Here is a 26,745-nt window from a genome sequence, read left to right on the forward strand (position 1 = left end):
TGTATACTCCATTAAGTATAAAAGCCCCTACAAGTTCATGAATTGCATAATTGTAGACGACGATGCTTTTTCTCGTATCGTAATCAGGCAACTGGTCAAGCGTACTACCAACCTTGAGTTAGTGGCTGAATGCAGCAGCGCCATTGAGGCCTATCAGTTGTTGAAAAACATCGAGATTGATATTATTTTTCTCGATGTGGAAATGCCTGAAATGTCGGGACTGGACTTGTTAAAAACATTGAAACAAATACCACAAATTATTGTCATTACTGCTAATAAAAACTACGCAGTAGAGGCATTTGATTATGATGTTACCGATTTTTTAGTAAAACCTGTAGAGTATCCACGTTTTTTACGGGCTGTTGACCGTGCGGAGAGCAAACTGCAACGCGCCGTTGCCAAACTTCAGCCACCTTTGTCCGTTACATCCGCACCTGTTGTGATGCGGTCGGTATCGGAGGCGGGCGCTGAAATGGACTCAGGGGAAAACTTTTTCGTTAAAACCAAGGACGATGGTCGGATCGTAAATCTCCAAACGAGCGATGTCGAATTTATCGAAGCAATGTCCGATTATGTTGAGATTCATACACTTTCCGGTAATTGCTACGTTGTTCACAGCACGATGAAAGGGATGGAAAAGAAGCTGCCCGAAAACGTGTTTATTCGCGTGCATCGTTCGTTTATCATCAACACGGAACACATCCGCACGATAAAGGACGACAAAGTAATACTTCCCAACCGCGAAATACCGATTGGGAACTCTTATCGCACCAACTTTTTGAGAAGTCTCAATATTTTGTCCTGACGTATTCGTCTAACTGTTGCAATTCCCACTCGTAGCCTCCCGAGAGGATCGGAAACCGGCACCATGTTTTCGGATCTAAATTCTCGTCGTCCAGATGAAACGAAGGCGCATAGCGCTCGCGCTTCCACTGGTTGCGACACCATAGGCGGAAAAAACGCTTGATCCACTCGTGCAATTGGGCGGCGCTATACTGCGGAAAAGTAATCTGCATCAGTTCAAAGCAGTCAATAGGCATCTTTTTATCGCGAATGGCAGCTTCTTCTATTGCATCGAGCAGTTCATAGGGCATCAAATCCTCTTCGTCGGTTTGTTTACAATCGGGTGGACGCAACTCGGCCGTCGGGGCCTGATGGTTCACATGGTGCAGGGCAGGAATGGCAAACAATGTACCGTCTGTTTGAAGCACGCCTGTTGTTTCTAACCAGCGCAGCCATTGTCGCAGAAAAGCCTTATCAATGCCGGCAATCGGGCTGAGACCACCCGAAGTATCGCCGTCCATAGTGGCATAGCCCACAGCAGCCTCCGAGCGGTTGGAAGTAGAGAGCAGCAACCCGCCACTGATGTTGGTTAGCATCCATATGCTTGGGCTGCGTACTCTTGCCTGTATGTTTTGCAGTGCGATGTCGTCTGTTGCCCAACTCAGCGGTCTGCCGATGCTGTCGGCAACCATTTGCTTATAGCCTTCTACTAAAGCGTCCACGTCCAGTTCGTAGAAAGTTGCGCCTACTGCCTTTGCCAGTTCGCGGGCAGCAGTGCGCGTTACGTCGCCGCTGTTGCGCGTTGATTGATATGCTGTAGTTAGTATCAGGCGCATCATGTCTGCTTCGGTGGCGCAATTTTGCAATGCAGGCCAGTAGCCAAGTTTTTGCTTGAACGCCTCCATGCCAATGCTCTCGATGCCCAGCCTGACCATGAGGCGTGCGCAGCAGCTAATAGCAGCAGAGTCTGCTCCGCCGCTGAGCGATACGACAAAGCCGCGCGAATAGCTTTTACGCATGTAGTCGTACAAGCCCAGCGCTAATGCACGGGCAAATTCCTCCTCCTGTAGGGTGTTGCTTTTTTCCCACGCAGCGTCTTTGGCTTGTTGTCTGCCGGGGGAAATATTGGGAAATTGAAAATCCACTTCAATGCAGTTTTCCTTTAGTTCAGGAATATTGAACACAGTACTCGCCTGTGCTTGTGCCATTCGCGCCTCCTGAATATCAACAATGGCAGCGGTCAGCAGGCAGTCGTGGAAAGTGAGGCGCTCGCCAACTGCCAGCAACTGCCCCGAGGATGCGATGAGCGTGCCACCGTCGTAGATCACACGTCCGGCTTCGTTGCCGAGCAGGTTGGCATAAACGTAGGCAGTACCAAATGCGCGGCTGCCTTCGAGTACGAAACGCTTGCGTACTTCTAATTTCTGAAAGGCAAAATGGCTGGCGCTGGGGTTGAGCAGCACGTCTACTCCGTAGCGGTATAATTTGCGCCCCGGACGATTGGCTACCCAAGCATCTTCACAAATCTCAAAGCCAATTTTAATGCCGCCAACGTTGAAGTAAATATCTCCCAGCGGGTATTTTTTACCTGCAATGCTGACTTGCACCTGCTCGTCTTCGGGCCAAGGTGTGAACCAGCGCGGCTCATAGTGGATGCCGTTACCTGCTAAAAATCGCTTGGCAGTAAAGCCGACAATTTGCCCATTGACCAGTAGGCAGGCAGTATTGAAAATGCGGTTTTGGTACATCAGCGGCAGCCCTACACAGACTGCCATACCTGCCGAGTGTGGTCTGATTTCTTCCAATACCTGCAAAGCGGTTTTGTGAACTCCCGGAGCATAGAAAGCATCCTCGCAACCATAGCCCGTAATACAAAGCTCCGGCAGGCAGAGAATGCTCACCTGTGCAGCGCGCGCTTCGCGAATGGCGGTTAATATGTTGTTTTTGTTTTGAACCCAGGCCAGTGGTGTCTGATTCAGTACAGCGCCGGCTACTTTGATGAGTTGCATAAGCTGGTAGCGTAGTTAAGTTTCCGTTGAAACGCTTTTTTTCAAGTACAAGTTAGCGCTTTTGGCAGAAACTTAATGTATTTTTTACACTATATATAAAATTGAAGCGCTGCCTGTATCTCGCTCATATTCTACAGAATTGTTTAGCAGCGCTTAGAATGCCATGCGCGGCATCGGGCTGACTTCCTGCCCGCAGAATTCGCCTGCAAGATATTTGTAGTAGGCTGCCATAGCAATCATTGCAGCGTTGTCGGTGCAGTACTCAAAGCGCGGCACATAGATCTGCCAGCCCTCGTTTGCGCCTGTTTCGGCAAGCGCCCGACGCAGTCCGCTATTGGCAGAAACGCCGCCCGCAATGGCAATGTGGTTAATGTCTGTCTGGCGGGCAGCTTTGCGCAATTTCTTCAACAACATCGTAACGAGTGTATGCTGCATAGAGGCGCAAAGATCGGCAAGGTTTTCACTGATAAAGTTGGCGTTTAGTCGTTGCTGTTCCTGCAAAAAATACAGGAAAGCTGTTTTAATGCCACTGAACGAAAAATTAAGCGCAGGCGTACTGACTTCGGGGAAAGTAAAGCGCAGCGGATTGCCTTCTCTGGCGTATTTGTCTATCAGCGGCCCGCCCGGGTAGGGCAAACCGAGCATTTTGGCTGCTTTGTCAAAGGCTTCACCGACGGCATCGTCCTGTGTTTCGCCGATGATATGCATATTGGTAGGGCTTTCTACTTGAACAATCTGCGTATGCCCGCCACTGACCGTCAGGCAAAGAAAGGGAAAAGGGGGTTTCGGGTCTTCAATGAAGTGTGCCAGCACGTGTGCGTGCATGTGATGCACGTCTATCAGCGGAATGTTACGAGCCAGCGCCAGCCCTTTGGCGAAAGAAGCCCCTACGAGCAGCGAACCAAGCAGCCCCGGCCCGCGAGTAAAGGCGACTGCCTGCAAATCAGCAACGGTGAGTTGGGCGGTTTGTAGGGCAGCGGCTACTACCGGCACAATGTGTTGCTGGTGCGCCCGCGAGGCAAGTTCAGGTACAACGCCACCGTATTGCACGTGAACTTCTTGGTTGGCAGTTACGTTGCTAAGTATTTGTCCGTCGCGCAAAACCGCCGCAGAGGTCTCATCGCACGAAGATTCTATGGCAAGAAGGGTGATGGGGGTGTTCATGGGGTAGTAATAATCTTGTCTGTTGTCAATGTAGATTATTTTGTATAACTAACGTGTAAAGTCTATGACAAGAAAATTACCTGAACACCTTCTAACTGAATAGATTGTTTATTTTGAACGCTTATTTTATTAGTAAGCCACTTACACTTTTGCTTAAGGTGATTAGAAATTATTGTCATTCTATTATTATGAGGTATGCTTTGAGCAAGGTCTTCTTCTAACCAGAAAACAAACTTTATCATTTTGTTTTTACTGCCCGTTTCTGATGTATCTTTTGCCAAAACTCTTCATCGTGAGTAGTATTTCTTGTAGCATAAAAACACCTTCGGGCTTCTTAACTAAAGCACATACAAGAGGATTATCATTTTTTAATCCTCTTGTATGTGTACAAATAAAAATGTTACACCTGCTCCACATTCAGTCCCGCAAACTGTTCAAACAGTTCTTCGGCTTTTTGCAAGGCAGTAGGCAAATGGTCATTGAGTAAAATGACATCAAAGTCTTCAGCATATTGAACTTCGCGGCGGGCTTTTTCCACACGCTCGCGGCGTTTTTCCTCCGACTCGGTGTTACGGCTCATCAGTCGCCGTGCCAATTCGTCAATCGAACTTACTTTGACGAAAACAGCAAGCGCATCTGCGCCGTATTGTCGTTTGATATTTAGTCCGCCAATTACATCTACATCAAAAATAACATGCTTACCTGACTGACGGATGGCCTCTACCTCGCTTCTGAGCGTGCCGTAAAAAATTCCATTATAAACCTGTTCGTATTCTAAAAAGTTTCCAGCAGCAATCTGCTCGTGGAAGGTTTCCTGACTGATGAAGTAATAGTCCTTGCCATCTACTTCATGTGGTCGGCGCTCGCGCGTAGTGGCCGAAACCGAGAAAGACAACAGCGATGGGTATTTCTTCAGTAGGTGTTTAACAATGGTTGTTTTGCCTGCTCCCGAAGGAGCTGAGAATATAAGTAGCTTTCCAAGCGCCATACAGTGCCGGCTTAAGTTTTAGAAACGGAAAAATGATGCAGGATTTTTTGTTGAATAGTCGGAAGCAGATCTTGTGGCGGCTGTTGGCGCGCTACGCGGGTTTTGATAACTTTTTTGATAGCGTTTTCCTGTTCGTAAAGCTGCCTGCAATTGGGGCAAATGCCAATTTGTTTATTAAAAAAGGCTTGTTGGTTTTCATCTGCTTCACCGTCTAAAACCAATGGAAGAATCTCTTTGAATAAGAGCCGATTAGGGTCTTGACTATTCATAATGCTTTAAATTTAAAGTACATGTATGCTAATTGTCGGCATAGCCCATCTGACGGGCGTAGTTGCTTAGCTTCTGCTTCAGTAACATGCGTGCGCGATGCAAACGCGAGCGTACAGTACCGATGGGTATGTCTAATATCTTTGACATTTCTTCATAAGTAAATCCTTCCAGGTCGCAAAGGATAATCACCGTTCGAAAGTCCACCGCCAGTGAGTTAATGGCGTTGGTAACTTCATCGCCGATCATGTCTTGCACTGTTTCAGAGCGCAAATCTATTGTTATATTTTCATCTACGTCATCAGAGTTATATACGCTTTCTATTTCTTGGTAGTCAACTTTGGAAGGCTCTTTGGATTTCTTGCGAAAATTGTTGATAAATGTGTTTTTCAGTATCTTAAACAACCAAGCTTTTGCATTAGTTCCAACAGTAAATGAATTGATAAACCGAAAGGCTTTCAGATAGGTGTCTTGTACCAAATCTTTGGCTATGTCCTCATCCAAGGTCAGTTTATAGGCGAAGTTGTACATCGCATCTATGTGTGGTACAAAGTCGCGGTTAAACAGTTCGAGGTTTTCCTGTTCGGAACGCGGGACGGGCGTAGGGTTGTCGGTCATTGATTAGTGAGTTGTTGATTACGTCCTTTGCTAAGATAGCAAAAAAAAGTTATTGAACAGTCCTTATGCGTTTGTAGTAAAAATCCGGGTACTGTGGATGTTGCTCGTACCAGCGTTGCAAGATTTGCAGGCGTTCAAACAGGCGGATATTATCGGTTGCGGCAGGCGCGCAGACAATCAAATCAGGCATATCTGACAAGATATTGAGATAAACGGCCTGTGCGATGGCGTATCTGTCCAGCATTTGCAAGTGAAAGGCTGCAAGGTCGGGGTGAAGGTAGGGCGTGGCCAACTGCCGCCCATGATAATACTGCCAGCGGTTGTCTAACACAAGGATTCGCTCGGCTGCTTGGGGTAATGTCAGGGGTTGTTCTGCCAGCGTGTAGCTGTAGCGCAGTGCGGGCTGAAGGTTTGGTTGCTTTTTGAGTACGATCCATCCAACAGCAGGAAGCAACGCAATCAGTAGTATCGCCATCAGTTCTGTTGTCCATTTTTTACTCAGAAGCAAGAAATAATGGCTGATAAAAAACGCATAAGGCGCTGCCAGCAGGATCAGCGAACTGCCCGAAACCCCATCGGCAATAAAGAAAGTTGCCACTGCAACGAATAGTACCCAAAAAAGTAAAATCCCGTGTGTGGTCTGTTGGAAGTTGATAAATGCCATACCGTTGGCATAGACTTTTGATACTGCCAGAATAAATGATAGCCCGGGCAAGACCAGCAGCAAAGCTAACAGGCTACCGTTAAGCAGAAAACGTTCAGGAAAAAACAATGTGAGCCAATAGTTGCGCACGAAATATTCCAATCCTCCCACAAAGTAATAATACGCCACTACTAACATTGGCATAAATAAAATTCCCAGCAGAATCACCACAAACTGGCGAGGCGAAAGACTGCGCAGAAAGATAGCAGACAGGAAAACATACCCTGCAAACACGATAGTAGGGTAGTAAAACAAGATAGCAGCACCTACATAAGCTCCAATAGTAAACAGAATTTCATTGTCCACCCGATCGCGGAGGCGAAACAAATTATCTAACAGCAACAGCAGCGGCGTGGCGGCCAACAGCGGTGGGGAAAGCACAGGTGTGTCGAAACTAACTAATGCAAAAAGGCAGTAGAAGAGTGCAGGTAGGTAATTTTTTTCGTTGTAAAGATTGTATCGAAGGGACATAGCGTTCAGAATACCTGCCTGTAAAATGACCAAAGCCGCCCCAATGATTTGGTAGGCAAGCGGGGATCGCCCAAACAACAGATGGACGAGCCAGAAAACACCTGCCGAAAACGGCGGGATATTCTCCCAAATATCCACGTACATTTTTTTACCTTCTGCCATGCGTTCACCAACCAACCTGTAGAGCATTTCGGACCCTGTTGGCAGCAGATCGCCATAAAACAGTCCAAACCGCAACAGCAGGAAAATTGCTGCCGCCAGCAAAAATCGCAGCGGGTCATTGATTCGGAAAAGAGAAAGCACGCGGCGCTCAAATAGTTTAAGTTATTCCTCAGCGTCTTCTGTTGTTTCGGGCGGCGCAGGCGGGATATTCAACTCTGCAAGCAATTGGTTGATACGCATCGCCTCTTCTTCTGTATCATCAACAAAGAATTGCAATTCAGGGATAATGCGCACCTGATGGCGAATGCGAGCGGCTAACTCTTGACGGATTTGCTTGATATTTTCGCGCAGCATATCTATTTTTTCGGTCTTGCCTTTGTCGGGTAAAAAACTCAAATAAATCTTAGCAATGCTTAAATCGGGCGAAACCCGCACAACGGTAATGGTTACCAAATGATTGCCCGTAATTTCTTTCAAATCTTTTTGAAAAATATCGCTCAACTCTTTTTGTATCAAGCGGGCGAACTTGCGTTGGCGAGTGGATTCCATGTAATTTTCAACTTAATTTAGTGCAAAAATACAGTATTTCACCAATACTCACCCGATACCCATGATGGCGACCGATAAAAATAGGCGCATGCGCCGCATACTTATTCCTTTGGCAGTAATGATTGCCCTGCCTGTGTTGTGGGCGATATTCAACGGCAGAGACCGAACGCCGGGTTACGAACTATCGCTGCAAATTACGCCGCCTGAACAGCCGACGCTAAAAGTAGGCTTTGCAAAAGTGGATATTACGCCCATTGTCGCCGACTCGTGGACAGATGCCAACGGCGATGCCCGCTTTGATAAGTCCGACGGCGACCGTTGGGAGGACACTAATAAAAACGGGCGTTTTGATGCGGTTTGGATGGCGGGTTTTCAGAATAAAAAACCCGCGCAAGGCGTACATGACCCGCTGTGGGCGCGGTGCGTGGTGATTGATGACGGTCAATCGCGCGTGGCGCTTGTCGCGCTGGATGTAATTGGGCTGGGACACAACGAAGTGGTAAAAATCAGAGAGCGAATATCCGCTTCCGCAGGCATTACCTATGCCGTCATTACTTCCACACACGTACATGAAGGCCCCGATACGATTGGCTTGTGGGGTGAAAATTATTTTTTCAGCGGCGTAAATCCTGAATATATGGAGACCGTGCGCCAAAGTACGGCGCAAGTCATCGAAAAAGCGGCTGCCAATTTGCGCCCTGCCTTGTTGCGGTTTGCCACCGACAGCGCCGGTGCCGCGCCCATGCTTGCCGACACGCGCATGCCTCTGGCATATGATAAAAACCTGCACATTATTCAGGCAATTGATGCGCAAGCCGATACGACGCTGGGTACGTTGCTCTGCTGGGGCAATCATCCCGAAACGCTGTGGAGCGGCAACTTGCTCATCAGCTCAGATTTTCCGCACTACTGGCGCGAGTATGTAGAAAGAGGCATTTACAAAGAAGACAGCCTGATTGCCAAAGGTTTAGGAGGCACAGCCATTTTTTTCACAGGCGCTATCGGGGGGCTGATGACTACCCACCCTGACATTGCAATTGCCGACCCTGTAAGCGGGCAATCTGTCGTAAAAGGCTCTTTTGAAAAAATAGATGCGCAAGGCAAGCGATTGGCGATGCTCACGTTTCGCGCGTTGGATAGCGCCGCCCGAAAGCCTGAAAATATTATTGGCAATGCGGGCATCGCTCTTCGGGCGCAAACTTTTACCATTCCGTTGGACAATAAACTTTACAAACTCGCCGTTGCGCTCGGCGTATTAGACAGAGGATACAGCGGTTGGAATCAACTGCGCACAGAGGTTGCCTATTTGCAAATCGGCGATGCGATTAGTTTGCTTTGCGTACCGGGCGAAATTTATCCTGAAATAATAGATGGCGGCATAGAAAGCCCACAAGGGCAAGACTTTGACCTTAGCCCGCAGGAAATCCCGCCGCTTCGCAGTCTGATGAAGGGCAGGCAGCACATCATACTGGGGCTTGCCAACGACGAGATAGGCTACATTATCCCTAAAAGTCAGTGGGATGTAGATGCACCTTACACCTATGACTACAAAGAAGCGCCTTATGGCGAAATTAATTCCACCGGCCCAGAAGCCGGGCCGCTCGTTCACCGCGCCTTAATGAAAGTTATCAACGGTCAATAAATTATGCTTCGCATCGCATTGATTGGGGCAGGCAACGTAGCTTGGCATCTGGCCGAAGCCTTAGAGGCGGGCGGCCATCGCATAACGGAGGTATTCAGCCGTCGTCGCAAAAATGCCGCCGCGCTTGCCGAGCGACTTTATGAAGCGACGCCTATCGGCAAACCCGATTTGTCCTGCTCGGATGCGGATTTGGTCATCATATCTGTTGCCGACTCGGCTTTGCCCGAACTATTGCCTACTTTGCGGCTGCCGCCCGGTGCGGTTGTGGCGCATACCTCAGGTACTTTGCCGATGAGCATACTGGAAGGTCTGGAACGGCGGCATGGCGTTTTTTACCCGCTGCAAACCTTTTCCAAAGCCAAAGCGTTGGACTGGAGACCAATACCTATCTGCATTGAAGCCGCTGACCAATCTACGTTAGATTTGTTGGCGACGCTTGCTTCCGACATTAGTACCAAAGTATATGAAATAAGTTCGGAAGAGCGGCGGCAAATACATCTTGCGGCGGTTATTGCCTGCAACTTTGCCAATCATTTGTGGCATATTGCCGCGCAAATGCTCAAACCTACGGGGCTTGATTTAGAGGTCTTGCATCCGCTTTTGCAGGAAACTTTGGAGAAAGCCATGCAGATGCCGCCTCATAAGGCGCAAACAGGCCCGGCTGTGCGCGGCGATACGCCTGTGATGGAGCGACACATAGCACTCTTGCAGCAGCATAACCCCGCATGGGCGGAGATGTATCGCCTGATGAGTCAAAGCATAGCTCAAATTAAGCCCTGACAACGAAGGTAGGCTATCGCACAAACAAGGCGCAGTTGCACAAGTCTATTTTTCAAGAAGTTATGACTATATCAATTCCTTTTGCGGATTCCAAAAGATCTCTTTGAAATTGACTACGCGATCGTCCACTACTGCGATGCCTTCAGCTTCGAGCGCTTCCTGCATGGCTGTGGGAGACCCGAAATGGTGCTTGCCTGTTAGCACCCCATTGCGATTGACTACTCTGTGCGCTGGTACTTCGGGACGTGCGTGTGCAGCATTCATAGCCCAGCCTACCATCCGAGCGCTCATTTTACTGCCCAGATACTGCGCAATAGCCCCGTAGCTGCTGACTCTGCCGCGAGGGATCAGGCATACCACCTGATATACATCTTCAAAAAAATTATTTTTCACCGGAAGTCTTGATTTTGTTAAAGTTTGCTAAAAAGTGCTTATATTTGGGCAAGTTCTTTTTTCAATTTAAGTTCAATTTAATGAAAACCGGTAAGATTAAGTTCTTCAACGAGTCGAAGGGCTATGGTTTCATCGTAGATGATGAGACTCAAAAAGATGTATTTGTACACGTTAGCGAGTTGGGCAACGCTACAACACTGACTCAAAATGACGCAGTACGTTTCGAGGTAAAAATGGGCAAGAAAGGCCTCAACGCAGTCAATGTAGTGAAACTCTAATGAAATTCTCTATAGATTTTTCTTTAGTGAAGTAACAAAATTGAATTCCGAGCAAAAGAGCGTTCCGCATGGGGCGCTCTTTTTGCTTTATTGGGTGTACATTGCTAATAGTTCCCTTGCACTTTGATAGGCCGTTTCAGATGGTTTTGCACCACCTATCATTTGCGCAATTTCACCCACGCGCTCCTCGTGGCTCAGTTTGCGGATGCGGCTTACTACGCGGTCGGCAGTGTCGTCCTTATATACATAGTAGTGCTGTTCGCCGTTGGCTGCCGTCTGTGGCAGGTGGCTGATGACAAACAACTGGTGTTTCTTAGACATTTCGCGCAGCATTCTGCTAACTTTGATCGCAATTTCACCTGAAATACCAGTGTCAATCTCATCAAAAATGATGGTTGGTAGGGCTGTTTTGCCTGCCAGAATGTATTTCAGGCACAGCATCAGGCGCGAAAATTCACCTCCTGAAGCAACACTTCTCAGCGATTCGGGGCGAATGCCTTTGTTGGCACTGAATAGAAAGCTGACCAGATCTGCTCCGTGTGGACTTGGGGCAGTTCCTGTCACTTGAATTTGTAGGCGAGCATTGGGCATGCCCAGATCGTGCAGCAGGGTATTAATCTGTAGTGCTATAGGTGTTGCTACGGCTTTTCGGCTGGCACTTAGCGCTGCTGCGGCTTCTTGCATAGCTTTAGTTGCTGCTGTCAGATGATTTTGAGCATCTGTAATCGCATCGTCCAGATTATGTGTCAGGCTGAGTTTAGCTGCCAAGTGGTCGCGTAGCTCAATCAGTTCGGCAACTGTTCCTACCCCGTGTTTTTTTTGCAGCATATAGAGTTTGTCTAACTGTGTTTTGAGGGTGTAGGCCTGCTCTTCATCAAAAAAGAGGCTATCTTCTTCGGCTGCTATTTCAGAGCTAAGGTCGCGCATTTCGATAAACAAACTCTCCAAACGTTCGGCAAGTGCCTGATAACGAGGTGAGTAGCTCGTAATTTTGCGTATTTCGCTCATCGCGCTTCGCAGGGTGTTTTCCGCTCCGCCTTCGTCGCTGGTAAGCATCTGCCCTAAGAGTGCGAGTTGTGTTTTAATGGTTTCCAGATTATCCAATCGCTCCAGCTCTTGCTCCATATTTTCTTGGTGGAGTTCGTCCAACGGAAGTTGGCGGAGTTCGTCCAATAAATATTGATTGTAGTCGGCATCTTTGCGCAGCGCATCGGCTTGTGAGAGCAGTTTTTGCAATTCCTGTTCTGCTTTTCTCCAATTGCGATAGGCTTCAGTATAAGCATTTTTGAGCGGCTGGTGTTGCGCAAAAGCATCTAATAAATCGCGCTGAAAATCATCGGCAGCGAGCATGAGCGTATCGTGTTGGCTGTGGATATCCATCAAACGGCTGCCGATGCGGCGTAAAACTTCTAATGTAACGGGGGTATCGTTGATAAATGCCCGCGACTTGCCCGCAGGACTGATTTCGCGCCTGATGGTGCAGTGTGCATCAAAATCGAGGTCTGCCTCTTCAAAAACTGTCTGCAAATCGTATGCACCAATGTCGAACTGTCCTTCTACGATGCACTTCTCACCCTCGTTGAGCAGCACCTTTGTATCTGCGCGGTCGCCGAGCAGCAGCCCGATAGCGCCCAGCATAATAGATTTACCTGCTCCGGTTTCACCTGTGATAATGTTCAGGTGTGCCGAAGGGCTTATTTCTAATTGCCGGATCAGTGCATAGTTTCTGATGACCAGGTGTTTGAGCATGGCGGTTTTTGATAGTTATCTTACTTGCATGAGCCATCTTACACTCTCAGAACGCTGATTACGCAGACTTTCACGGATTTTTATGCTTTAATTAAAAAAGTTGTGTTATTCTGCATGGTCGGATCTGTCTGTATCTGTGTTCTATCTGATTTTTTTGGAATGGCTCATGCGCAAAGACGTAAGCATAACAAAATTAAAGCAGCAAAATCAATAAAAAAATATTTTTGCCGATTACTGCTTAAATGTACCGATGTAGGCCGCTACTGCCTGAATATCTTGTTCGGAAAGTGCTTTTTTGTATTTTGGCATTGCATTTTTTCCGTTGGTGATGACATAGATGGTTTCTTCGGCGCTTAGTTGGCTGACGGCGAGATTTTTGGCTCCTGCTGCACCGAGCGCTCCGTCCTGACCATGGCAAACCACGCAGTTAGCATCGTAAATTGCTTTGCCGTGTAGTTGTATGTCGTAGCCGCTTTGTCCGGCATCGGTAACTACTCCTGCGGCCAGTTCCTGCTTAGGTGCATTGCGGCTCATCTCAGCCAGGCCGTAGGAGCCAACCAGCAACACGAACGAAAGCGAGGCAAGCGCCTTGTTGCTGCGCTTAAATCCGACAACAGCCAGCGGAATAGAAGCCAAAACAGCAACAACCTTGATCCAAACATAAGGGTGGATTTGTGGCAGTTGTACCAGCATAACAATACCTGTCAGCAGGAAAAGCGTGCTGATAACCATTTCAGGAATGCGTGTCATTTTTTTGAAGCGCTCTAATCCTTCGGACTTACCCGCCAGCAGTAAGAAGGTTTTTATCAGGTAGATCAGTAAGAAAAGAACAACAACTAATTTGTGCGTATGCAATAGTCCTGTGTACATAAGACAAGCGTTTTAGGTGATTTCCTCAAAAATACGGCAAGACCGGCTAACTTAAATGGATCGTTTCGCGTAATTTGATTAACAACCTTTAACAAATTTCAACATGAAAAAAAGCGCTATCGCCTTGACTGTAGTAGCCTTAATAGCCACAGTTTTGTTTTCTACTGTTTCCTGTACGCGGATTGACGCAGGTTATGTAGGTATCAAAGTAAACCTGTATGGTCAGGATAAAGGCGTTCAGGATATTACTGAGGTAACGGGCATGGTTTGGTACAATCCAATCACAACGGCTATTTACGAGTTCCCGACCTTTGTTCAGCACAAGGTATGGTCGGCAGATGTAACAGAAGATAGTCCTGTAAATGAGGAGTTTACCGTTACTACGCGCGACGGTTTGAGCCTTTCTTTTGATGTAGGTTTAGACTACCGCGTAATGCCGGAGCGCGTGCCGGATATTTTCCGTACCTATCGCAAAGAGTTGCGCCAGATCACCAACGAGTTCATCCGCACAATGGTACGCAACGCGCACAACGGCGTAGCTTCTACCTACTCGGCAGAGGATATGGTTTCCAAGCGCGGCGATTTTGAGGCAGAAGTGGAAAAAATTATCCGCCGCGATCTGGAAAAAGCAGGCTTTGAGGTGCAGCAAATCGGCATCATTGGTAAAATTCGTATGCCTGCCACATTGGAGGAAGCTGTAAACGCAAAAATTAAGGCTGTGCAGGAAGCTATTCGCGCCGAAAACGAAAAGCAGCGCATCATTGCCGAAGCACAAAAAAATATTGAGCAAGCCAAAGGCGAGGCAGAAGCTGTTCGGATTCGCGCTGAGGCAGAAGCAAATGCCAATAAGTTGATCAACAGCACACTCTCACCCATGTTGATCCAGAAAATGTATATCGAGAAGTGGGACGGCAAGTTGCCTGTATATGGTCAAACACCCCAGTTGTTCAAAAATATTAACCAATAAACAGATTTTTAAATGGTTAGGCAACCTTTTTGCAGTGATTCCTGTCTGTTATGGTTGAACAAATTTCACAAATCACAATGAAAAAAGCCTTTTTCATCTTCTGTATGCTGGCCTTGCCGGTGGCAGGATTCGCACAATTAGGGTTAAACGGTGGTCTGAAGTTAGGTGGCGGCGTTTCTCAGATTAATTTTGATCGTGTAACTAATCCACAGGCAGGGGGCTCATTTGTTCCCGGCGACTCGCGGGTGAGTTTCCACGGTGGCGGATTTTTGCAACTTCAAATAGCGAAGTTTATCCTCCGCCCCGAACTTTACTACACTTCTATCGGCAGTCAGGCAATCTTTGAAAGCCAAAACTTGCAGCAGGCACAAACACAGATTAAAAATTACAACATCAATCGTTTGGATCTGCCCGTACTGATAGGCTTCAGTTTTGCAAAAGTCATGCGGGTCAATGGCGGTCCGGTGTTAAGCGCGATTGCGGGGAACAACACTACCGTTAATGAAAAGCTCAACAACGCTACGGTTGGCTTGCAATTAGGTATCGGCTTGGATATAGGCAAGCTCGGTATAGATGCCCGCTACGAAGGCAGCTTCAGCAGTGTGAGCAACCAGTTGAATCTGGGCAGCTTATCGTTCCCTGCCGATCAGCGTATCCGACAGTTCATGCTCAGCCTGAGCTACAGCCTGTTTTAGAAAATTTTTGTAAATCACAGTAAAAAATCCGAAAGATTCGCCTCTTTCGGATTTATTTTTCGTTAGTATTACAAGCGTATTTTTTCCTGCCTGAGATTTTGAAAATTATTCATCTGATGCGAATGATAGCGATTGCTGCGGCAATGCTGTTGTGCTTTGCCAAAGGCATTGTGCATACGGATGCGCTTGGCATTCCGAAGTCTGCTTCTCAGGAAACTATCGCCGCAACGGCAGATTTTCAGTTGTTCGTACAGCAGCCGCGTACCGTATTTGGGATCAGTAGCTTGGTACAGAGCCATTTACTTCCAGGCAGTGGCAGCAGACTATTATTAGGTCCGGCTGCCTTGTTCTGTGCTGCGCTTGAGGCAGAGGCGCTATTTTTTGACAGTTTGTTTGCGCAGTACACTGCTGCTTCGAAGCAATGGTTAGTCCGCCACCCGCGCCAATACGCTATTTTCCCTTTCCACTATTTCTGGTAATTGTTGACAGTGGCATATATGCCCATGCCGGCAGCGTCTGATTCGCTGTCGGTAAGATTACTATGTACTTTATTATCAACAACTTATCAAATTTTATCATCTGTGGAAACAGGCACTTTAGTTATCGGTGGGCTTTCATTAGCTGCCGTTATTGTACCAATATTTTTTGCAGTGGCTCATCAGAAAAAACGCGCTGCTCAATTACGCGAAGTACTGAACCAATTGGCTGCCAATTATGGCGTACAGATTGGCGAATATGCGCACGACGAGCACGTTGCTATTGGCATGAATTTGTCGCATCGGTACATATTTTTATGCGACATGACAAGCAAGAGGCAGTAGCTCATCAGGTAGTGGCGCTCTCAGACATACGCAGTTGCGAATATTTTACCAAACGCGAAATAGCCGGCAGTTCGGGGAAAAGCTATGAGGTGATTACCCAAGTGGGCATTGTGCTGCAACCTCACAAGTCATCGGAAGGCATACTTTTAGAATTTTACAATCGCTCCGAGCGCGAGCAATTAGGTAACGAGCAGGCATTGGCGCAGCAGTGGGCAGCGCTGATTAAAAGCCATCTGAAGGTGTAGGTGTAATGCGCACTTAGAACACAAATTCGGCGAAGCTCCTGCTTGCTATTTAAAACTGCTTCAAATACGTAACCTTGCCAATCAAATGCTGGCTTTTCTGACGCTCGTTGATGGTGTCAAAGCCGCGCTGGTTGAATACCAGATAAACGAAGGACAGCGGACGGAACTCCCACGACATCCGCACGTTCCAGATATCGCGATTGGCGGATGAGTTGAACTGGTAAAAGCCAATCAGTTGCAGGCGCGGATTGACTGCCATGCGGCTTTCTATGCTCCACAGATGCACATTTACGTCCTCTTGATTAATGCCTACGCCGCGAAACTGATTATTTTCATAACTGAAGTTCATCTGAAAATGCGGGTCGGGAGCCAGTCGGACATTGCCGCTTATAGTCCATAGCCTGCCGTCGTAGTAGCCGCCAAATGCTGTGGAAGCAAAGTAGGATATTTTTTTGGAGCGGTCGCTGCCTGCCATGATGCTGCCCCTCAGGTAGCGATAATCGCCGGGGTGGATGTCAATGCTCACAGGGCTGAACGTATCTTCTAACCGCTGGAAAGTCGGGTCAATAAATACGCCCATAAAGCCGCCGCTTTGCAGCGCTATCCAAAGCGGATTGAACGAAACGCGGGCTTCCTGCAAAGCCCGCGTTTGGGCATTGAAATATACTTCGGAAAATATGCCCGGCTCTATGCCGCGAATGAATTTGGGAATCCAGGGCTTGCGAACAATGAAAAAGAAGCCCGGAGTAGTGGCGATTACGTTGTTCCGCGAAACAAAACCTGTTTTTGGGTTAAAGTTCGCCGTTACGACGGACTGCGTCAGCCAGGCCACTAAGTTGTTGGAATTGTAGCGGAATTGCGCAAAACCCGCAAAGCCATTGCCTGTACTGTCTGTGTCAATGCTTTTAATCACCATTGTATTGAGGTTTAGCGACTGGCTGAAACGGAAAAAAGCATCGGCAGCGGCGACCATGTTGCGGCTGCTCGGACGACCGTTCATTCCCTCCTCGTCGCGGTAAGTGATGAGCGCCCCCGCGCGGTTCTGCTTGCCAAGATTTTGCGAATAGCGCCCGACGGCATAGGTTATGGGCGCATGGGTTGCGTCGCCGCCCTGCCGCATGAGAATTCCGCCATAGTTGCGCTGCACCGAACGATAGACATAGCGCGCACCTGCCACGATCGGCAGCGGGTTGCCGACAGCATCCAAGCCAATCCGACGGCTGAAAAAGGGCTGTATGCGCATCGCGCCGCCCACGAGGTTATCCTCAGGCGCAAGACCTGCCCCGAAAAGGCTGGCATTTTCCAGAAAAAATTGTCTGCGTTCAGGGAAAAATACCGAAAAGCGCGTCAGGTTGTTTACTTGGCGGTCAGCATCTGCTTGCGCAAAGTCTGTATTAATTGTTAAATCAAGTACGCTGTTAGAGTTGATTGCCCACTTGACATCCCCGCCGACTTTGGAAATAGATTGCACACGCTCGCTGCTGTTAGCCGCAAAAGGGTAGCGGTCAACGGTTTGCAGCACGTAGGGAATCACCTGCACGTTGGGCGCAGGCGGCGGCGGTTGTATGCCCGTCAGTTCGCCTGCATATTCCATCCGAAAGACACTGAAAGCGCGAGGATAGGGCGACCAGCCTGTCAGCTCATTACTGGCGCGGCGGTTGCGCACAAAGTTGATGCCCCAAACAACCTCCTTGCCTGCAACAGGCGCAGGGTAGCGCAGGGTCTGCCAGGGAATGGCAAACTCTGCCACCCATCCGCTGTCCAACCGATGAGTGCGGACTTTCCAGCGTCCGTCCCAGTCGGTGTCAAACATCATATCATCAAAACCCAGCAAGTCGCGCTGCGAGCCGTAAGGATTTGCCATGAACGCCATCGCATTGCGTTTGTCGTTGAATCCGTCAATGACGATGCCGAAAACGTCCTGCTCTTCGCTATCAAAATCGCGGCGCAGGTCGGGCACGCGGATAGCCTTTCGCCCCAGCGAGTCGCGGCAAAATGCGGCAATATAGAGGTATTCATGGTTGTATAAAATGCGTACTTCGGTGTCAAAGCCTGCGGGCTGCCCCTGAAAGGGTTCTACCTGCACAAAATGACTAACAGGCAAGGCAGTTTGCCATGCGGCTTCATCCAAATGCCCGTCTATTTTCAGACTTGCCTCTGTGCGAACGGCTACTACTTTTTTACGGATCGAATCGGGTTTAAAAACTTCCTGCGCAATAGCGTATTCTTGCACAAATGTGCTGAAAAGCAGAATAGTAAAGATTTTTTTCATGCAAAAAATAAGCAGGCTGTAATGACGATGAGGAACTGTCTGATTGATAGCTCTGTAGAATGCTACAAAGCTATCTGCTTGCCTGCTGATTTGCAAACGGTTAGGAGCCGGTCTGCTGCTTTGCCTCAAGTACCTTTTAACCAATCCGCACAGCCAGCAGCGTCATATCGTCTCGAATGGGGGTATTTTGTCTGTGCTTTTCGAGTGCTTTATCGAATTCGTTTCGTTGATGTTCCATACTCAAACTTCCGCTGAGCAAAATTACGTCTTTGAGTTGCTGATAGCCAAACTTATGCAGTTGCGGGTTGGGCTGGTCGGTAATACCGTCAGTGAACAGGTATAGGCAGTCGTCTGTGTGAAGCCTCAGCAGGTGATCTTGATAGCTGTGCGCAGCTACATCTTTTTTGAACCCTCCGATTGGTCGGCGATCGCCGCGTATTTCTTCAAGTGTGTCGGTCTGTGCCCGATAAATAAGCAGCGTTCGTTTGGCACCTGCAAATTGCACTTGCCTGCCTTCTATGAGACAAATACCTACGTCCATGCTGTCGTTATTGACTTTTTGTTCCTGACGTAGGACAAGCCTGAGGTTTTTATCCAGACCTTTCAGTATAAGAGAAGGTTTGCCAAATCCATGCTGCTTGACTTGGTCGTTGAGCAGGTTATAGCCGATGAGGGACATAAAGGCGCCCGGTACACCATGTCCCGTACAGTCTACAACGGCAAGCAGCGTCCTGTTCCCGTCTGAATAGCACCAGTAAAAGTCGCCCGATACAATATCTTTTGGCCTGTAATAGATAAAATGATCTTTGAATAGCTCGTGGAAAGTACTTGCCGGCGGTAAAATTGCCTGCTGGATAGACTCTGCATAGCGGATGCTGGTCGTAATCTGGTGGTTTTGTCGCTCAATTTCGGTCTTTTGCGACTGGATTTCGACATAGGCCTTTTCCAGATTCTTATTTTTTTCTTCGATGCTGTTGCGTTGCAGTATAATCTCTTGCGTTTGTCTTTTGAGTTTCTGGGAAACCATGTAAGAAACAATTGCAGCCCCTGCAAGAATAACCAAGATGATAAAACCGATGAGCAAACGCGCCTGATAAAGCGCCTCGATGGCTTCCTTTTCTTTAATGGCAGCTTCTTTTTCAGCAGCGATGCGTGCTATCTTTTTTGCAGCAGCAGCATTGAGTGAGTCTTTGGACATTACCTCGAGCCGCATCTGGTCAATTGCCTGCTTGATGCGTTCCTGTGCTCTTTCGTAGGCCAGATCATTTTCTATCAGTTGCTTCTCCAGCCGGTTAAGATATTTGCGAAGTTCGCTTTTTTCATCTTCCGAAAGTGTCTGATTGCTGAGGCGCGTAGCTATTTTCTCTATCTTATCGCGGATTTTGGAACTGCGCTCGCTGAGAAATTGCTTTTCCATCTCCAATTCGTTAAGCACACTGCTAAAGTCTTGTTTGATCACATCTCGTATCTGTGCTTGCCGTCCAGTAGGTTGCTCTGTGGGCGGCTTCGTATCCGATACCTGCTGGATAGCGGCTGTCTCTTGCTTATCGGCTATCGGCTTGCTGCTTTTCAGGTAGATGAAAAAGCGGTGATTGGCTGCTAGATAGTAAATACTGCTCACTTCGTAACCCTCTACCTTAATTTGCTCATTATCAAGATCATTTGCTTTGAGATAAGGTGGGCTATTAAATATGATTTGTCCTTTTTCATCAGTCTTGAATCTCTTTCCTTTGAGTTGTACGCTGACTTTAGGCAACGACTGGTTTTTTTCATCAAATATTTCGATAACCTGAATAGCACCGTCGGGTAGCTCATCTTTCAGCTTGATTATCAGTGCATTATCTGATGAATTGTATGCAAAACCACTGCGCTCGATCTTTTTGTTGCCTACGTAAATAATTGTTTGGTCAGTAATAGCAAAAGAAGCAGGCATTTTAAGTTCAAAACTGCCTGAGGGGTCTGTTTCTGAACTGATATTGGGGAAACCATCGAAGAAAACCTTCGTACCTTTTACAGGGACATTGTCTGCCCTAAGTACTTGTCCTGAAAATAATTTACTTCGTTGGTTTTGTGCCTGTGCTAAATGCAGATAATTGCCCCACAAAATACTGTAACAAAACAGGGCTATGAGTAACCTTGCAAAAGATTTCATTACTTTTGATTTGTAAAGCAATTTAAGAAAAAAGCTGCCAAAAAGGAAAGGTTTCACTAACTTAAACAAGCATTTGTTTATTCGACCATTCAGACCACAGCGGACACTCTGTCTAAGCAGGATATCTATGAAGCAAATTTGTACTACGATTTTCATTTTACTCGTCTTTTACAGTTACAGCGCTTTGGCACAGCAGCAAAGCGGATTGGATTTTTACTATCAGGCTGTAAAAGCTAGAAAAGCGAGGCAGTATGAGCAGGCAATTCAAAACTATGATTTTGCTATCCAGCGAGAACCTAAAAATCATTTCTACTGGTACGAAAAAGGATTGTGCGAGTTTCTGCTGCGGCGCTATCCGGCCGCGAGCAAGACGCTGAGCAGCACTATCCAATTGCGCAACGATTACACACCCGCCTATGTATTGCTTGCTAAAATTGGAATTGCAGAAGACAATTCCAAAAAAATCATAGACAACCTCAATCTGGCAACCAAATACGAGTCGGATAATGCTAAAAAGATCAATTACAAGATCGTGGCAACAAGCCGATTAGTTCGGGATGGCGATTTGACACAGGCCCATGCCCAGATCAAACAAGCCTATCAACTGTCGCAAGAGGATAGTTCTGCTGTGTACTATTATGCCAAAATCAGTAACATGGTTGGTAAATATGCCGATGCTGAGGCTGCTTTGCAGAAATACATACCTAAAATAGCTGCACAGCTGCCTGCTGTCAAGGCTAAGTATTACTATGAGTTGGGCTTTGCCCAATTTCATCAAAATCAATACGAAAAAGCTGCTGCAAGTTGGAAAAATGCAGAGTTTGGGGTTTTCAAAAACCGCATCGAGCGCTATTCTCCCAAATATTTCACAGCTATGGCGCTTACCTATTTCCGCATGTATGAAGACAACTTGGCCAATCATTTTGTCGAAAAAGCATTAGCTATTGAAAAAGATTTTCCTTCAGCTCATGTTATTTCGGTGCAACTTGCCAAGCGGAAAGTAGACCACAGCACAACGCTCCCGCAGTTGCAAAATGCTGTCCAGCACGAGAGCAGCACCATCAAAAAGAAAGAGTCTCTGATGACGATCAGCGAGTATCAGTTTCAACTTGGCAGGTACGAAGATGCCGCAAAAACACTAAACGAGTTACTTGCCATAGATCCCGATAACCAGCGCGCACAGTTGTTGCGCACCCTTATTCCCTATCACCAGCAAAACTACAAGGCAGTTATTGCGGCTACCGATGCAATGATCAAAAAGACAACCAATGCGGGAGAGCAATTGCCTTTTATTTTTCTGCAAGGGCTCGCGTTGAAGAAAGTTGGGCAAAACGAAAGCGCAATTAAGACATTCCGTCGCTTGCTCAATACACCGCTTGCTCCGGCAGCCAACTACGAAATTGATATCATATTGGGACGCACAGGTCACGAGGAGGACTTCAATCTGCGACTGATTGACCCGCCTGAAGATGCGAAATGATGCGTATTTGCATAATTTTGTAGTATCAATCCACTTTGCCATTCAAAAATTCTTATGGAAAAATACTTCCTGCAAATCGCCGGCGAACTGAGTGTCGCCCCAAGGCAGGTACAAGCTACGGTTGAGCTGTTGGATAGCGGAGCTACCGTTCCATTTATTTCGCGTTATCGCAAAGAAGTTACGGGCAGCCTTGACGAAGTAGCAGTAGCCACCATCCGCGATAGGGTTGCCCAGTTGCGCGAGTTAGACAAGCGCAGAGAAGCAATTCTCGAATCAATGCGCGAAATGGGCAAACTCACGCCGGAGCTGGAAGCAGCATTTATGGCAGCCGAAACAATGGCGCGTCTGGAAGATTTGTACCTTCCGTATCGTCCGAAAAGACGCACCAAAGCAACTGAGGCACGAGAGAAAGGATTGGAGCCGCTGGCTGATATTTTGCAGGCACAAGACGACCGGACAGACTTGCTTGAGGCAGTACTCACCTTTATCAATGAAGAAAAAGGTGTTAAAACAATTGAGGAAGCACTTACAGGCGCACGACACATTATTGCCGAGCGCGTCAGCGAAGATGCGCAAGCGCGTTCCAATATGCGCGAACTTTTTTTGAACAAAGGCAAGTTCAAAGCAAAAGTAATCGCAGGCAAAGAAAACGAAGCACAGAAATACAAAGACTATTTTGACTGGGAGGAAAATATTGCCGATGCGCCCTCACACCGTATTTTGGCGATGCGTCGGGCAGAAAAGGAAAATTTTATTTCACTTACATCTTTCCCTGAAGAAGAAGAAGCACTTTCCCTGCTCATCAATCAGTTTGTCAAAAATACCAATCCGAGCAGCGATCAGGTGAAAATGGCCGTGATAGACGCATACAAGCGCTTGCTGGGCCCCTCGATGGAAACAGAAGTTCGTGCATTGACCAAAAAACGCGCCGACGAAGAAGCAATCAAGGTGTTCGCCAATAATCTGCGCCAGTTGCTATTGGCTTCGCCACTGGGCGAAAAGCGCGTACTGGCCATTGATCCCGGCTTTCGCACAGGTTGCAAAATTGTTTGCCTCGATGCGCAAGGCAAACTACTCCACAACGATACAATCTACCCGCACGAGCCACAAAAGAAAACCGCCGATGCCAGCATGAAGATCCGCAGCATGTGCGAAGAGTACAAAATTCAGGCAATAGCCATCGGTAACGGGACGGCCAGTCGCGAAACCGAGCAGTTTGTCAAAAATATTCATCTGCCTAAAAATATTCAGGTGGTGATGGTTAACGAAAGCGGCGCTTCTGTGTACTCTGCTTCCGATGCTGCCCGAAAGGAGTTCCCCAACCACGATGTTACCGTGCGCGGCGCGGTTTCTATCGGTCGTCGCCTAATGGATCCACTAGCCGAACTGGTAAAGATAGATCCTAAATCCATCGGAGTAGGACAGTACCAGCACGATGTAGACCAAAGCGCACTGAAGCATTCTCTGGATGATGTGGTCATCAGTTGTGTGAATGCCGTAGGCGTAGAAGTTAATACGGCAAGTAAAGAGTTGCTGACCTATGTTTCAGGTTTGGGGCCTTCGCTGGCGCAAAATATTGTGGACTATCGCGATTTGTACGGGCCGTTCAAAAACCGTAGCGAACTGAAAAAAGTACCGCGTCTGGGCGATAAAGTATTTGAACAGGCAGCAGGCTTTTTGCGCATCCGCAACGGGGAGAACCCGCTGGATGCAAGTGCTGTTCATCCCGAAAGCTATCACATTGTAGAAAAAATGGCTGCCGATCTGAACTGTACCGTTCAGGATCTGATGCGCAGCGAAGAGTTACGCAAGAAAATTGACCTGAAAAAGTACATCACCGATACGGTCGGGCTGCCAACTTTACAGGACATTGTCAAAGAATTAGCCAAGCCGGGCCGCGATCCTCGCGAGCAGTTCGAGGTTTTCTCTTTTGATGACAGCGTACACAGCATCAGCGATCTGAAAGTTGGCATGAGACTTCCCGGTATTGTTACCAATATCACCAACTTTGGTGCTTTTGTAGATATCGGCGTGCATCAAGACGGGTTGGTACACCTCAGCCAGATGGCAGACCGCTTCATCGAGCATCCGAGCGATGTAGTCAAAGTACATCAGCGCGTGGTGGTAACCGTCACAGAAGTTGACGTAGCCCGCAAGCGCATTGCATTGAGCATGAAAGGTACTCAGAAGCAAGCACCCGCTGCCGATAAGACCGATAAAGCAAAAGCAAAAAAGACTGCCATGCCCGATGCAAGGAATAAACAAAGCAAACAACGCCAACAGCCTAAACCTGAAGAGGATATGAATACCCTACTGGCTAAACTCAAGTCTAAATTCAGATAGTCGTTTGAATCGGGTACTTGTTGTCTTTGCGACACTGATCGTAGGTGCTGCCGCACTGCTCTGGTGGATTTTCTACCAAGGCAGTGCTTTTTCTAAAGGTATAGATCCGTCGGCTGAAACGAGATCTGCCGCCGCAACAGAGACCGATCTCTGGGCAGCATTGGCTGAAAATCTACATCATCCGGCCGCCTTGCTCTTGCTGCAAGTAATTGTGGTAGTGTTTTTTGCACGCCTGATGGGAATTCTTGCTACGCGGCTCGGCCAGCCTTCCGTAGTAGGTGAAATTCTGGCGGGTATCATTCTCGGCCCTTCTCTGGTTGGCAATCTATTTCCTGATTTTACTGCTTTTCTTTTCCCTGCCGACTCGCTACCCGGTTTGCAGGCGCTGAGTCAGTTTGGGTTAGTGCTTTTTATGTTTATCATCGGCATCGAACTGGATCTGTCCGTACTGCGGAAGCAAGCGAGCAAGGCAATTATTATCAGCCATACGAGTATCATTATCGCCTATACGATGGGTGTAGGGCTGGCGTATTTTCTGTATGAAAAATTTGCACTTGCAAGCACTCCCTTTATGGGCTTTGCACTGTTTATGGGGATTGCCATAAGCATAGCCGCTTTTCCCGTATTGGCGCGCATTGTGCAAGAGCGCGGGCTGAGCAAAACCGTTTTCGGCAGCATGATCATTACCTGTGCGGCTGTAGATGATATTACTGCATGGTGTCTTTTTGCCGTAGTAGTTGCTACTGTAAAGGCGGGGAGTACCGGCGGTGCATTGCTGACCGTAGGTGCATCGGCTGTTTATGTGGCAGCGATGCTCTATGGCGTTCGCCCATTTCTAATCAAGTTTTCGGAGATATATGCATCCAAAGAAAATATCAACCGCACAGTCATTACATTTATTTTCCTTTTGTTGCTCGTCTCAGCACTAATCACCGAACTAATCGGCATCCATGCGTTTTTTGGAGCATTTTTGGCAGGTGCAGTCATTCCGCATAACATTCGTTTCAAAGAGATTTTGGCAGAAAAAGTAGAAGATGTAAGTTTGGTACTCCTCCTGCCGCTTTTTTTTGTATTTACCGGCTTGCGCACCGAGATCGGCTTATTGAATAACAGTAGCCTTTGGACAACTTGTGCCGTTATTGTTGCCGTAGCTGTTGTAGGAAAAACGATGGGAACGGTCGTCCCTGCGCGCTTAGTTGGACTGCCTTGGTCGAATAGTTTCATACTCGGCGCATTAATGAACACGCGCGGGCTGATGGAATTAGTCGTGCTCAATATCGGCTACGACTTGGGGCTGCTGAGTCCCGAAATATTTGCGATGATGGTCATTATGGCTGTTGCTACGACGATGATGACTGGGCCTGCGCTGGATTTGATTGATAAGGTTTCCGAATGGCTGCGACCAGCCACAGTGGACACGGCAGACAAAGAAAGCTATCACATCCTCATTTCATTTGGCGTACCTGCTATGGGGCGCAAACTGCTACATTTGGCCGCCCAAATGGGTACACCGCCCTACAATAATTTGAAGATAACAGCGTTGCATATTACACCTAATTCGCAGGTAAGCCCGATTGATGCACAGATATTCGAGCAAGAAGGTTTTGCGCCGATCAAAGAAATGGCAAACCAATTGCAAGTGGCTATCAACTGTATTTATCGGACAACCGACGACTTGGTCAAAGAAGTGGAAGAAACCGTAGAAAAGGGTAATTTTGACTTATTGCTTGTCGGGGGAGCGCGTTCTTTATTTACAACAGAAAAAACCGGCGGACTTGTGCAGCGATTTCTCAATGAAGTTGATGCAGAAATAGGTATCTTCGTAGATAGAGGCTTAGACAAGGTCAGAAAGCTGCTCCTACTGCTCGATGCGCCCGGCGATATGGCACTTTTGCCTTATGTACAGCAATTTATTGCCGGCGGAGCGCAGCATTTGACAGTCGTACAGAGCGATTTGTACTTACCCGACGAAAAAAATATAGTACCGATAAACTTTTACGAAAGTTTTTCTGTTGATATATTGAAAGTATCGTCTGTGGTAATTGATTGGCCGCTGGTTGGTTATGACTTGCTGCTTGTTAGCAGACGTACTTACGAAAGACTAACCGAACAGTTTCCCGAATGGATTGCCAAATGTCCCAGTATTTTGATTGTCAGATCGGTTAATTAAGCGAATTACCGGAAAAAAAGTCCGCAATAATTTATTTTGTATTTGTTGGGTTTTCTAACTTTGCGCCTTCACACCATGTTGCAAACAAACTTTGTCGCTGATTAACCTGTTGCAAAACTTACCTTCCTCATGTTGTGAGGATCGCGTTTTTTGTGGCAGGAAAAATAATGCTAT

25 protein-coding genes are annotated in these 26,745 nt (G+C 47.4%); 12 read left to right on the forward strand and 13 right to left on the reverse strand.

Going from position 1 to position 26,745, the window contains the following annotated elements; genetic code table 11:
* Window positions 1-37 precede the first annotated feature (37 nt).
* Complete coding sequence (locus ACWIP2_RS12050) at window positions 38-805, forward strand: LytR/AlgR family response regulator transcription factor (protein WP_448520185.1); 768 nt, start codon at window positions 38-40, stop codon at window positions 803-805.
* On the opposite strand, the gene nadE is transcribed toward ACWIP2_RS12050, so the two are convergent.
* The 8 genes from nadE to rbfA all read right to left on the reverse strand — a co-directional run bounded on the left by nadE (window position 789) and on the right by rbfA (window position 7,714).
* Window positions 789-2,792, reverse strand: coding sequence for an NAD(+) synthase (gene nadE / locus ACWIP2_RS12055; protein WP_448520186.1), 2,004 nt, complete (start codon window positions 2,790-2,792; stop codon window positions 789-791). The genes ACWIP2_RS12050 and nadE overlap by 17 nt on opposite strands.
* A gap of 153 nt (window positions 2,793-2,945) precedes the next feature.
* Window positions 2,946-3,956 (reverse strand): tRNA (adenosine(37)-N6)-threonylcarbamoyltransferase complex transferase subunit TsaD, encoded by a 1,011-nt coding sequence (tsaD, locus tag ACWIP2_RS12060; RefSeq protein WP_448520187.1) that lies wholly within the window; start codon window positions 3,954-3,956, stop codon window positions 2,946-2,948.
* A 62-nt stretch (window positions 3,957-4,018) separates the two neighbouring features.
* Window positions 4,019-4,237 (reverse strand): hypothetical protein, encoded by a 219-nt coding sequence (locus ACWIP2_RS12065; RefSeq protein ID WP_448520188.1) that lies wholly within the window; start codon window positions 4,235-4,237, stop codon window positions 4,019-4,021.
* Between the two features lie 119 nt (window positions 4,238-4,356).
* Complete coding sequence (gene gmk, locus ACWIP2_RS12070; protein WP_448520189.1) at window positions 4,357-4,944, reverse strand: guanylate kinase; 588 nt, start codon at window positions 4,942-4,944, stop codon at window positions 4,357-4,359.
* An 11-nt stretch (window positions 4,945-4,955) separates the two neighbouring features.
* Window positions 4,956-5,213: a hypothetical protein gene (locus tag ACWIP2_RS12075; RefSeq protein ID WP_448520190.1), complete on the reverse strand. Its 258-nt coding sequence runs from the start codon at window positions 5,211-5,213 to the stop codon at window positions 4,956-4,958.
* A gap of 28 nt (window positions 5,214-5,241) precedes the next feature.
* The gene (locus ACWIP2_RS12080; RefSeq protein WP_448520191.1) at window positions 5,242-5,829 is read right to left on the reverse strand and encodes a sigma-70 family RNA polymerase sigma factor; all 588 of its coding nucleotides are present in this window, start codon (window positions 5,827-5,829) and stop codon (window positions 5,242-5,244) included.
* Window positions 5,830-5,878: 49 nt separating this feature from the next.
* Window positions 5,879-7,306 carry a DUF6427 family protein gene (locus ACWIP2_RS12085; RefSeq protein WP_448520192.1) on the reverse strand — a complete coding sequence of 476 codons (1,428 nt, stop codon included), beginning with the start codon at window positions 7,304-7,306 and terminating at the stop codon, window positions 5,879-5,881.
* A gap of 21 nt (window positions 7,307-7,327) precedes the next feature.
* Window positions 7,328-7,714 (reverse strand): 30S ribosome-binding factor RbfA, encoded by a 387-nt coding sequence (rbfA, locus tag ACWIP2_RS12090; RefSeq protein ID WP_448520193.1) that lies wholly within the window; start codon window positions 7,712-7,714, stop codon window positions 7,328-7,330.
* Window positions 7,715-7,802: 88 nt separating this feature from the next.
* On the opposite strand from rbfA, the gene ACWIP2_RS12095 reads away from it, so the two are divergent.
* Both ACWIP2_RS12095 and ACWIP2_RS12100 read left to right on the forward strand, forming a co-directional pair.
* The gene (locus tag ACWIP2_RS12095) at window positions 7,803-9,356 is read left to right on the forward strand and encodes a neutral/alkaline non-lysosomal ceramidase N-terminal domain-containing protein (RefSeq protein ID WP_448520194.1); all 1,554 of its coding nucleotides are present in this window, start codon (window positions 7,803-7,805) and stop codon (window positions 9,354-9,356) included.
* Between the two features lie 3 nt (window positions 9,357-9,359).
* Window positions 9,360-10,136 carry a Rossmann-like and DUF2520 domain-containing protein gene (locus ACWIP2_RS12100; RefSeq protein WP_448520195.1) on the forward strand — a complete coding sequence of 259 codons (777 nt, stop codon included), beginning with the start codon at window positions 9,360-9,362 and terminating at the stop codon, window positions 10,134-10,136.
* Between the two features lie 66 nt (window positions 10,137-10,202).
* On the opposite strand, the gene ACWIP2_RS12105 is transcribed toward ACWIP2_RS12100, so the two are convergent.
* Window positions 10,203-10,529 (reverse strand): MGMT family protein, encoded by a 327-nt coding sequence (locus tag ACWIP2_RS12105; RefSeq protein ID WP_448520196.1) that lies wholly within the window; start codon window positions 10,527-10,529, stop codon window positions 10,203-10,205.
* An 80-nt stretch (window positions 10,530-10,609) separates the two neighbouring features.
* Here ACWIP2_RS12105 and ACWIP2_RS12110 point away from each other — a divergent pair, with 80 nt between their 5' ends.
* The gene (locus ACWIP2_RS12110; RefSeq protein WP_448520197.1) at window positions 10,610-10,807 is read left to right on the forward strand and encodes a cold-shock protein; all 198 of its coding nucleotides are present in this window, start codon (window positions 10,610-10,612) and stop codon (window positions 10,805-10,807) included.
* Window positions 10,808-10,894: 87 nt separating this feature from the next.
* On the opposite strand, the gene recN is transcribed toward ACWIP2_RS12110, so the two are convergent.
* Window positions 10,895-12,556 carry a DNA repair protein RecN gene (gene recN, locus ACWIP2_RS12115; protein ID WP_448520198.1) on the reverse strand — a complete coding sequence of 554 codons (1,662 nt, stop codon included), beginning with the start codon at window positions 12,554-12,556 and terminating at the stop codon, window positions 10,895-10,897.
* A 231-nt stretch (window positions 12,557-12,787) separates the two neighbouring features.
* Window positions 12,788-13,426, reverse strand: coding sequence for a SirB2 family protein (locus tag ACWIP2_RS12120; protein WP_448520199.1), 639 nt, complete (start codon window positions 13,424-13,426; stop codon window positions 12,788-12,790).
* A gap of 103 nt (window positions 13,427-13,529) precedes the next feature.
* Here ACWIP2_RS12120 and ACWIP2_RS12125 point away from each other — a divergent pair, with 103 nt between their 5' ends.
* The 5 genes from ACWIP2_RS12125 (at window position 13,530) to ACWIP2_RS12145 (ending at window position 16,154) form a co-directional block, all read left to right on the forward strand.
* Window positions 13,530-14,393 carry a prohibitin family protein gene (locus tag ACWIP2_RS12125; protein WP_448520200.1) on the forward strand — a complete coding sequence of 288 codons (864 nt, stop codon included), beginning with the start codon at window positions 13,530-13,532 and terminating at the stop codon, window positions 14,391-14,393.
* Between the two features lie 77 nt (window positions 14,394-14,470).
* Complete coding sequence (locus tag ACWIP2_RS12130; RefSeq protein ID WP_448520201.1) at window positions 14,471-15,088, forward strand: outer membrane beta-barrel protein; 618 nt, start codon at window positions 14,471-14,473, stop codon at window positions 15,086-15,088.
* 122 nt (window positions 15,089-15,210) lie between these two features.
* A complete protein-coding gene (locus tag ACWIP2_RS12135; protein ID WP_448520202.1) occupies window positions 15,211-15,567 on the forward strand; it encodes a hypothetical protein in 357 nt (118 codons plus the stop codon).
* Window positions 15,568-15,669: 102 nt separating this feature from the next.
* Window positions 15,670-15,909, forward strand: coding sequence for a hypothetical protein (locus ACWIP2_RS12140; protein ID WP_448520203.1), 240 nt, complete (start codon window positions 15,670-15,672; stop codon window positions 15,907-15,909).
* Window positions 15,882-16,154 carry a hypothetical protein gene (locus ACWIP2_RS12145; protein WP_448520204.1) on the forward strand — a complete coding sequence of 91 codons (273 nt, stop codon included), beginning with the start codon at window positions 15,882-15,884 and terminating at the stop codon, window positions 16,152-16,154. The genes ACWIP2_RS12140 and ACWIP2_RS12145 overlap by 28 nt, the downstream gene beginning before the upstream one ends.
* A gap of 49 nt (window positions 16,155-16,203) precedes the next feature.
* On the opposite strand, the gene ACWIP2_RS12150 is transcribed toward ACWIP2_RS12145, so the two are convergent.
* Both ACWIP2_RS12150 and ACWIP2_RS12155 read right to left on the reverse strand, forming a co-directional pair.
* Window positions 16,204-18,426, reverse strand: coding sequence for a DUF5916 domain-containing protein (locus ACWIP2_RS12150; protein ID WP_448520205.1), 2,223 nt, complete (start codon window positions 18,424-18,426; stop codon window positions 16,204-16,206).
* A gap of 136 nt (window positions 18,427-18,562) precedes the next feature.
* Window positions 18,563-20,578, reverse strand: coding sequence for a SpoIIE family protein phosphatase (locus ACWIP2_RS12155; RefSeq protein WP_448520206.1), 2,016 nt, complete (start codon window positions 20,576-20,578; stop codon window positions 18,563-18,565).
* 127 nt (window positions 20,579-20,705) lie between these two features.
* Between ACWIP2_RS12155 and ACWIP2_RS12160 the strand changes: the two genes are divergently transcribed.
* Genes ACWIP2_RS12160 through ACWIP2_RS12170 form a run of 3 tightly spaced genes read left to right on the forward strand, consistent with a single transcriptional unit; the run spans window position 20,706 to window position 26,571 of the window.
* Window positions 20,706-22,058 carry a tetratricopeptide repeat protein gene (locus ACWIP2_RS12160; protein ID WP_448520207.1) on the forward strand — a complete coding sequence of 451 codons (1,353 nt, stop codon included), beginning with the start codon at window positions 20,706-20,708 and terminating at the stop codon, window positions 22,056-22,058.
* Between the two features lie 54 nt (window positions 22,059-22,112).
* Window positions 22,113-24,401 carry a Tex family protein gene (locus ACWIP2_RS12165; RefSeq protein WP_448520208.1) on the forward strand — a complete coding sequence of 763 codons (2,289 nt, stop codon included), beginning with the start codon at window positions 22,113-22,115 and terminating at the stop codon, window positions 24,399-24,401.
* Window positions 24,402-24,405: 4 nt separating this feature from the next.
* The gene (locus tag ACWIP2_RS12170; protein ID WP_448520209.1) at window positions 24,406-26,571 is read left to right on the forward strand and encodes a cation:proton antiporter; all 2,166 of its coding nucleotides are present in this window, start codon (window positions 24,406-24,408) and stop codon (window positions 26,569-26,571) included.
* Window positions 26,572-26,745 lie beyond the last annotated feature (174 nt).

This window comes from Rhodoflexus sp., assembly GCF_053489755.1.

What these genes read in the sequence shown, in the direction of transcription:
- ACWIP2_RS12050 (WP_448520185.1), top strand. Translation starts at nt 38, where the DNA reads ATGAATTGCATAATTGTAGACGACGATGCTTTTTCTCGTATCGTAATC.
- nadE (WP_448520186.1), bottom strand. Translation starts at nt 2,792, where the DNA reads ATGCAACTCATCAAAGTAGCCGGCGCTGTACTGAATCAGACACCACTG.
- tsaD (WP_448520187.1), bottom strand. Translation starts at nt 3,956, where the DNA reads ATGAACACCCCCATCACCCTTCTTGCCATAGAATCTTCGTGCGATGAG.
- gmk (WP_448520189.1), bottom strand. Translation starts at nt 4,944, where the DNA reads ATGGCGCTTGGAAAGCTACTTATATTCTCAGCTCCTTCGGGAGCAGGC.
- ACWIP2_RS12075 (WP_448520190.1), bottom strand. Translation starts at nt 5,213, where the DNA reads ATGAATAGTCAAGACCCTAATCGGCTCTTATTCAAAGAGATTCTTCCA.
- ACWIP2_RS12080 (WP_448520191.1), bottom strand. Translation starts at nt 5,829, where the DNA reads ATGACCGACAACCCTACGCCCGTCCCGCGTTCCGAACAGGAAAACCTC.
- rbfA (WP_448520193.1), bottom strand. Translation starts at nt 7,714, where the DNA reads ATGGAATCCACTCGCCAACGCAAGTTCGCCCGCTTGATACAAAAAGAG.
- ACWIP2_RS12095 (WP_448520194.1), top strand. Translation starts at nt 7,803, where the DNA reads ATGCGCCGCATACTTATTCCTTTGGCAGTAATGATTGCCCTGCCTGTG.
- ACWIP2_RS12100 (WP_448520195.1), top strand. Translation starts at nt 9,360, where the DNA reads ATGCTTCGCATCGCATTGATTGGGGCAGGCAACGTAGCTTGGCATCTG.
- ACWIP2_RS12110 (WP_448520197.1), top strand. Translation starts at nt 10,610, where the DNA reads ATGAAAACCGGTAAGATTAAGTTCTTCAACGAGTCGAAGGGCTATGGT.
- recN (WP_448520198.1), bottom strand. Translation starts at nt 12,556, where the DNA reads ATGCTCAAACACCTGGTCATCAGAAACTATGCACTGATCCGGCAATTA.
- ACWIP2_RS12120 (WP_448520199.1), bottom strand. Translation starts at nt 13,426, where the DNA reads ATGTACACAGGACTATTGCATACGCACAAATTAGTTGTTGTTCTTTTC.
- ACWIP2_RS12125 (WP_448520200.1), top strand. Translation starts at nt 13,530, where the DNA reads ATGAAAAAAAGCGCTATCGCCTTGACTGTAGTAGCCTTAATAGCCACA.
- ACWIP2_RS12130 (WP_448520201.1), top strand. Translation starts at nt 14,471, where the DNA reads ATGAAAAAAGCCTTTTTCATCTTCTGTATGCTGGCCTTGCCGGTGGCA.
- ACWIP2_RS12135 (WP_448520202.1), top strand. Translation starts at nt 15,211, where the DNA reads ATGATAGCGATTGCTGCGGCAATGCTGTTGTGCTTTGCCAAAGGCATT.
- ACWIP2_RS12145 (WP_448520204.1), top strand. Translation starts at nt 15,882, where the DNA reads ATGCGACATGACAAGCAAGAGGCAGTAGCTCATCAGGTAGTGGCGCTC.
- ACWIP2_RS12150 (WP_448520205.1), bottom strand. Translation starts at nt 18,426, where the DNA reads ATGAAAAAAATCTTTACTATTCTGCTTTTCAGCACATTTGTGCAAGAA.
- ACWIP2_RS12155 (WP_448520206.1), bottom strand. Translation starts at nt 20,578, where the DNA reads ATGAAATCTTTTGCAAGGTTACTCATAGCCCTGTTTTGTTACAGTATT.
- ACWIP2_RS12160 (WP_448520207.1), top strand. Translation starts at nt 20,706, where the DNA reads ATGAAGCAAATTTGTACTACGATTTTCATTTTACTCGTCTTTTACAGT.
- ACWIP2_RS12165 (WP_448520208.1), top strand. Translation starts at nt 22,113, where the DNA reads ATGGAAAAATACTTCCTGCAAATCGCCGGCGAACTGAGTGTCGCCCCA.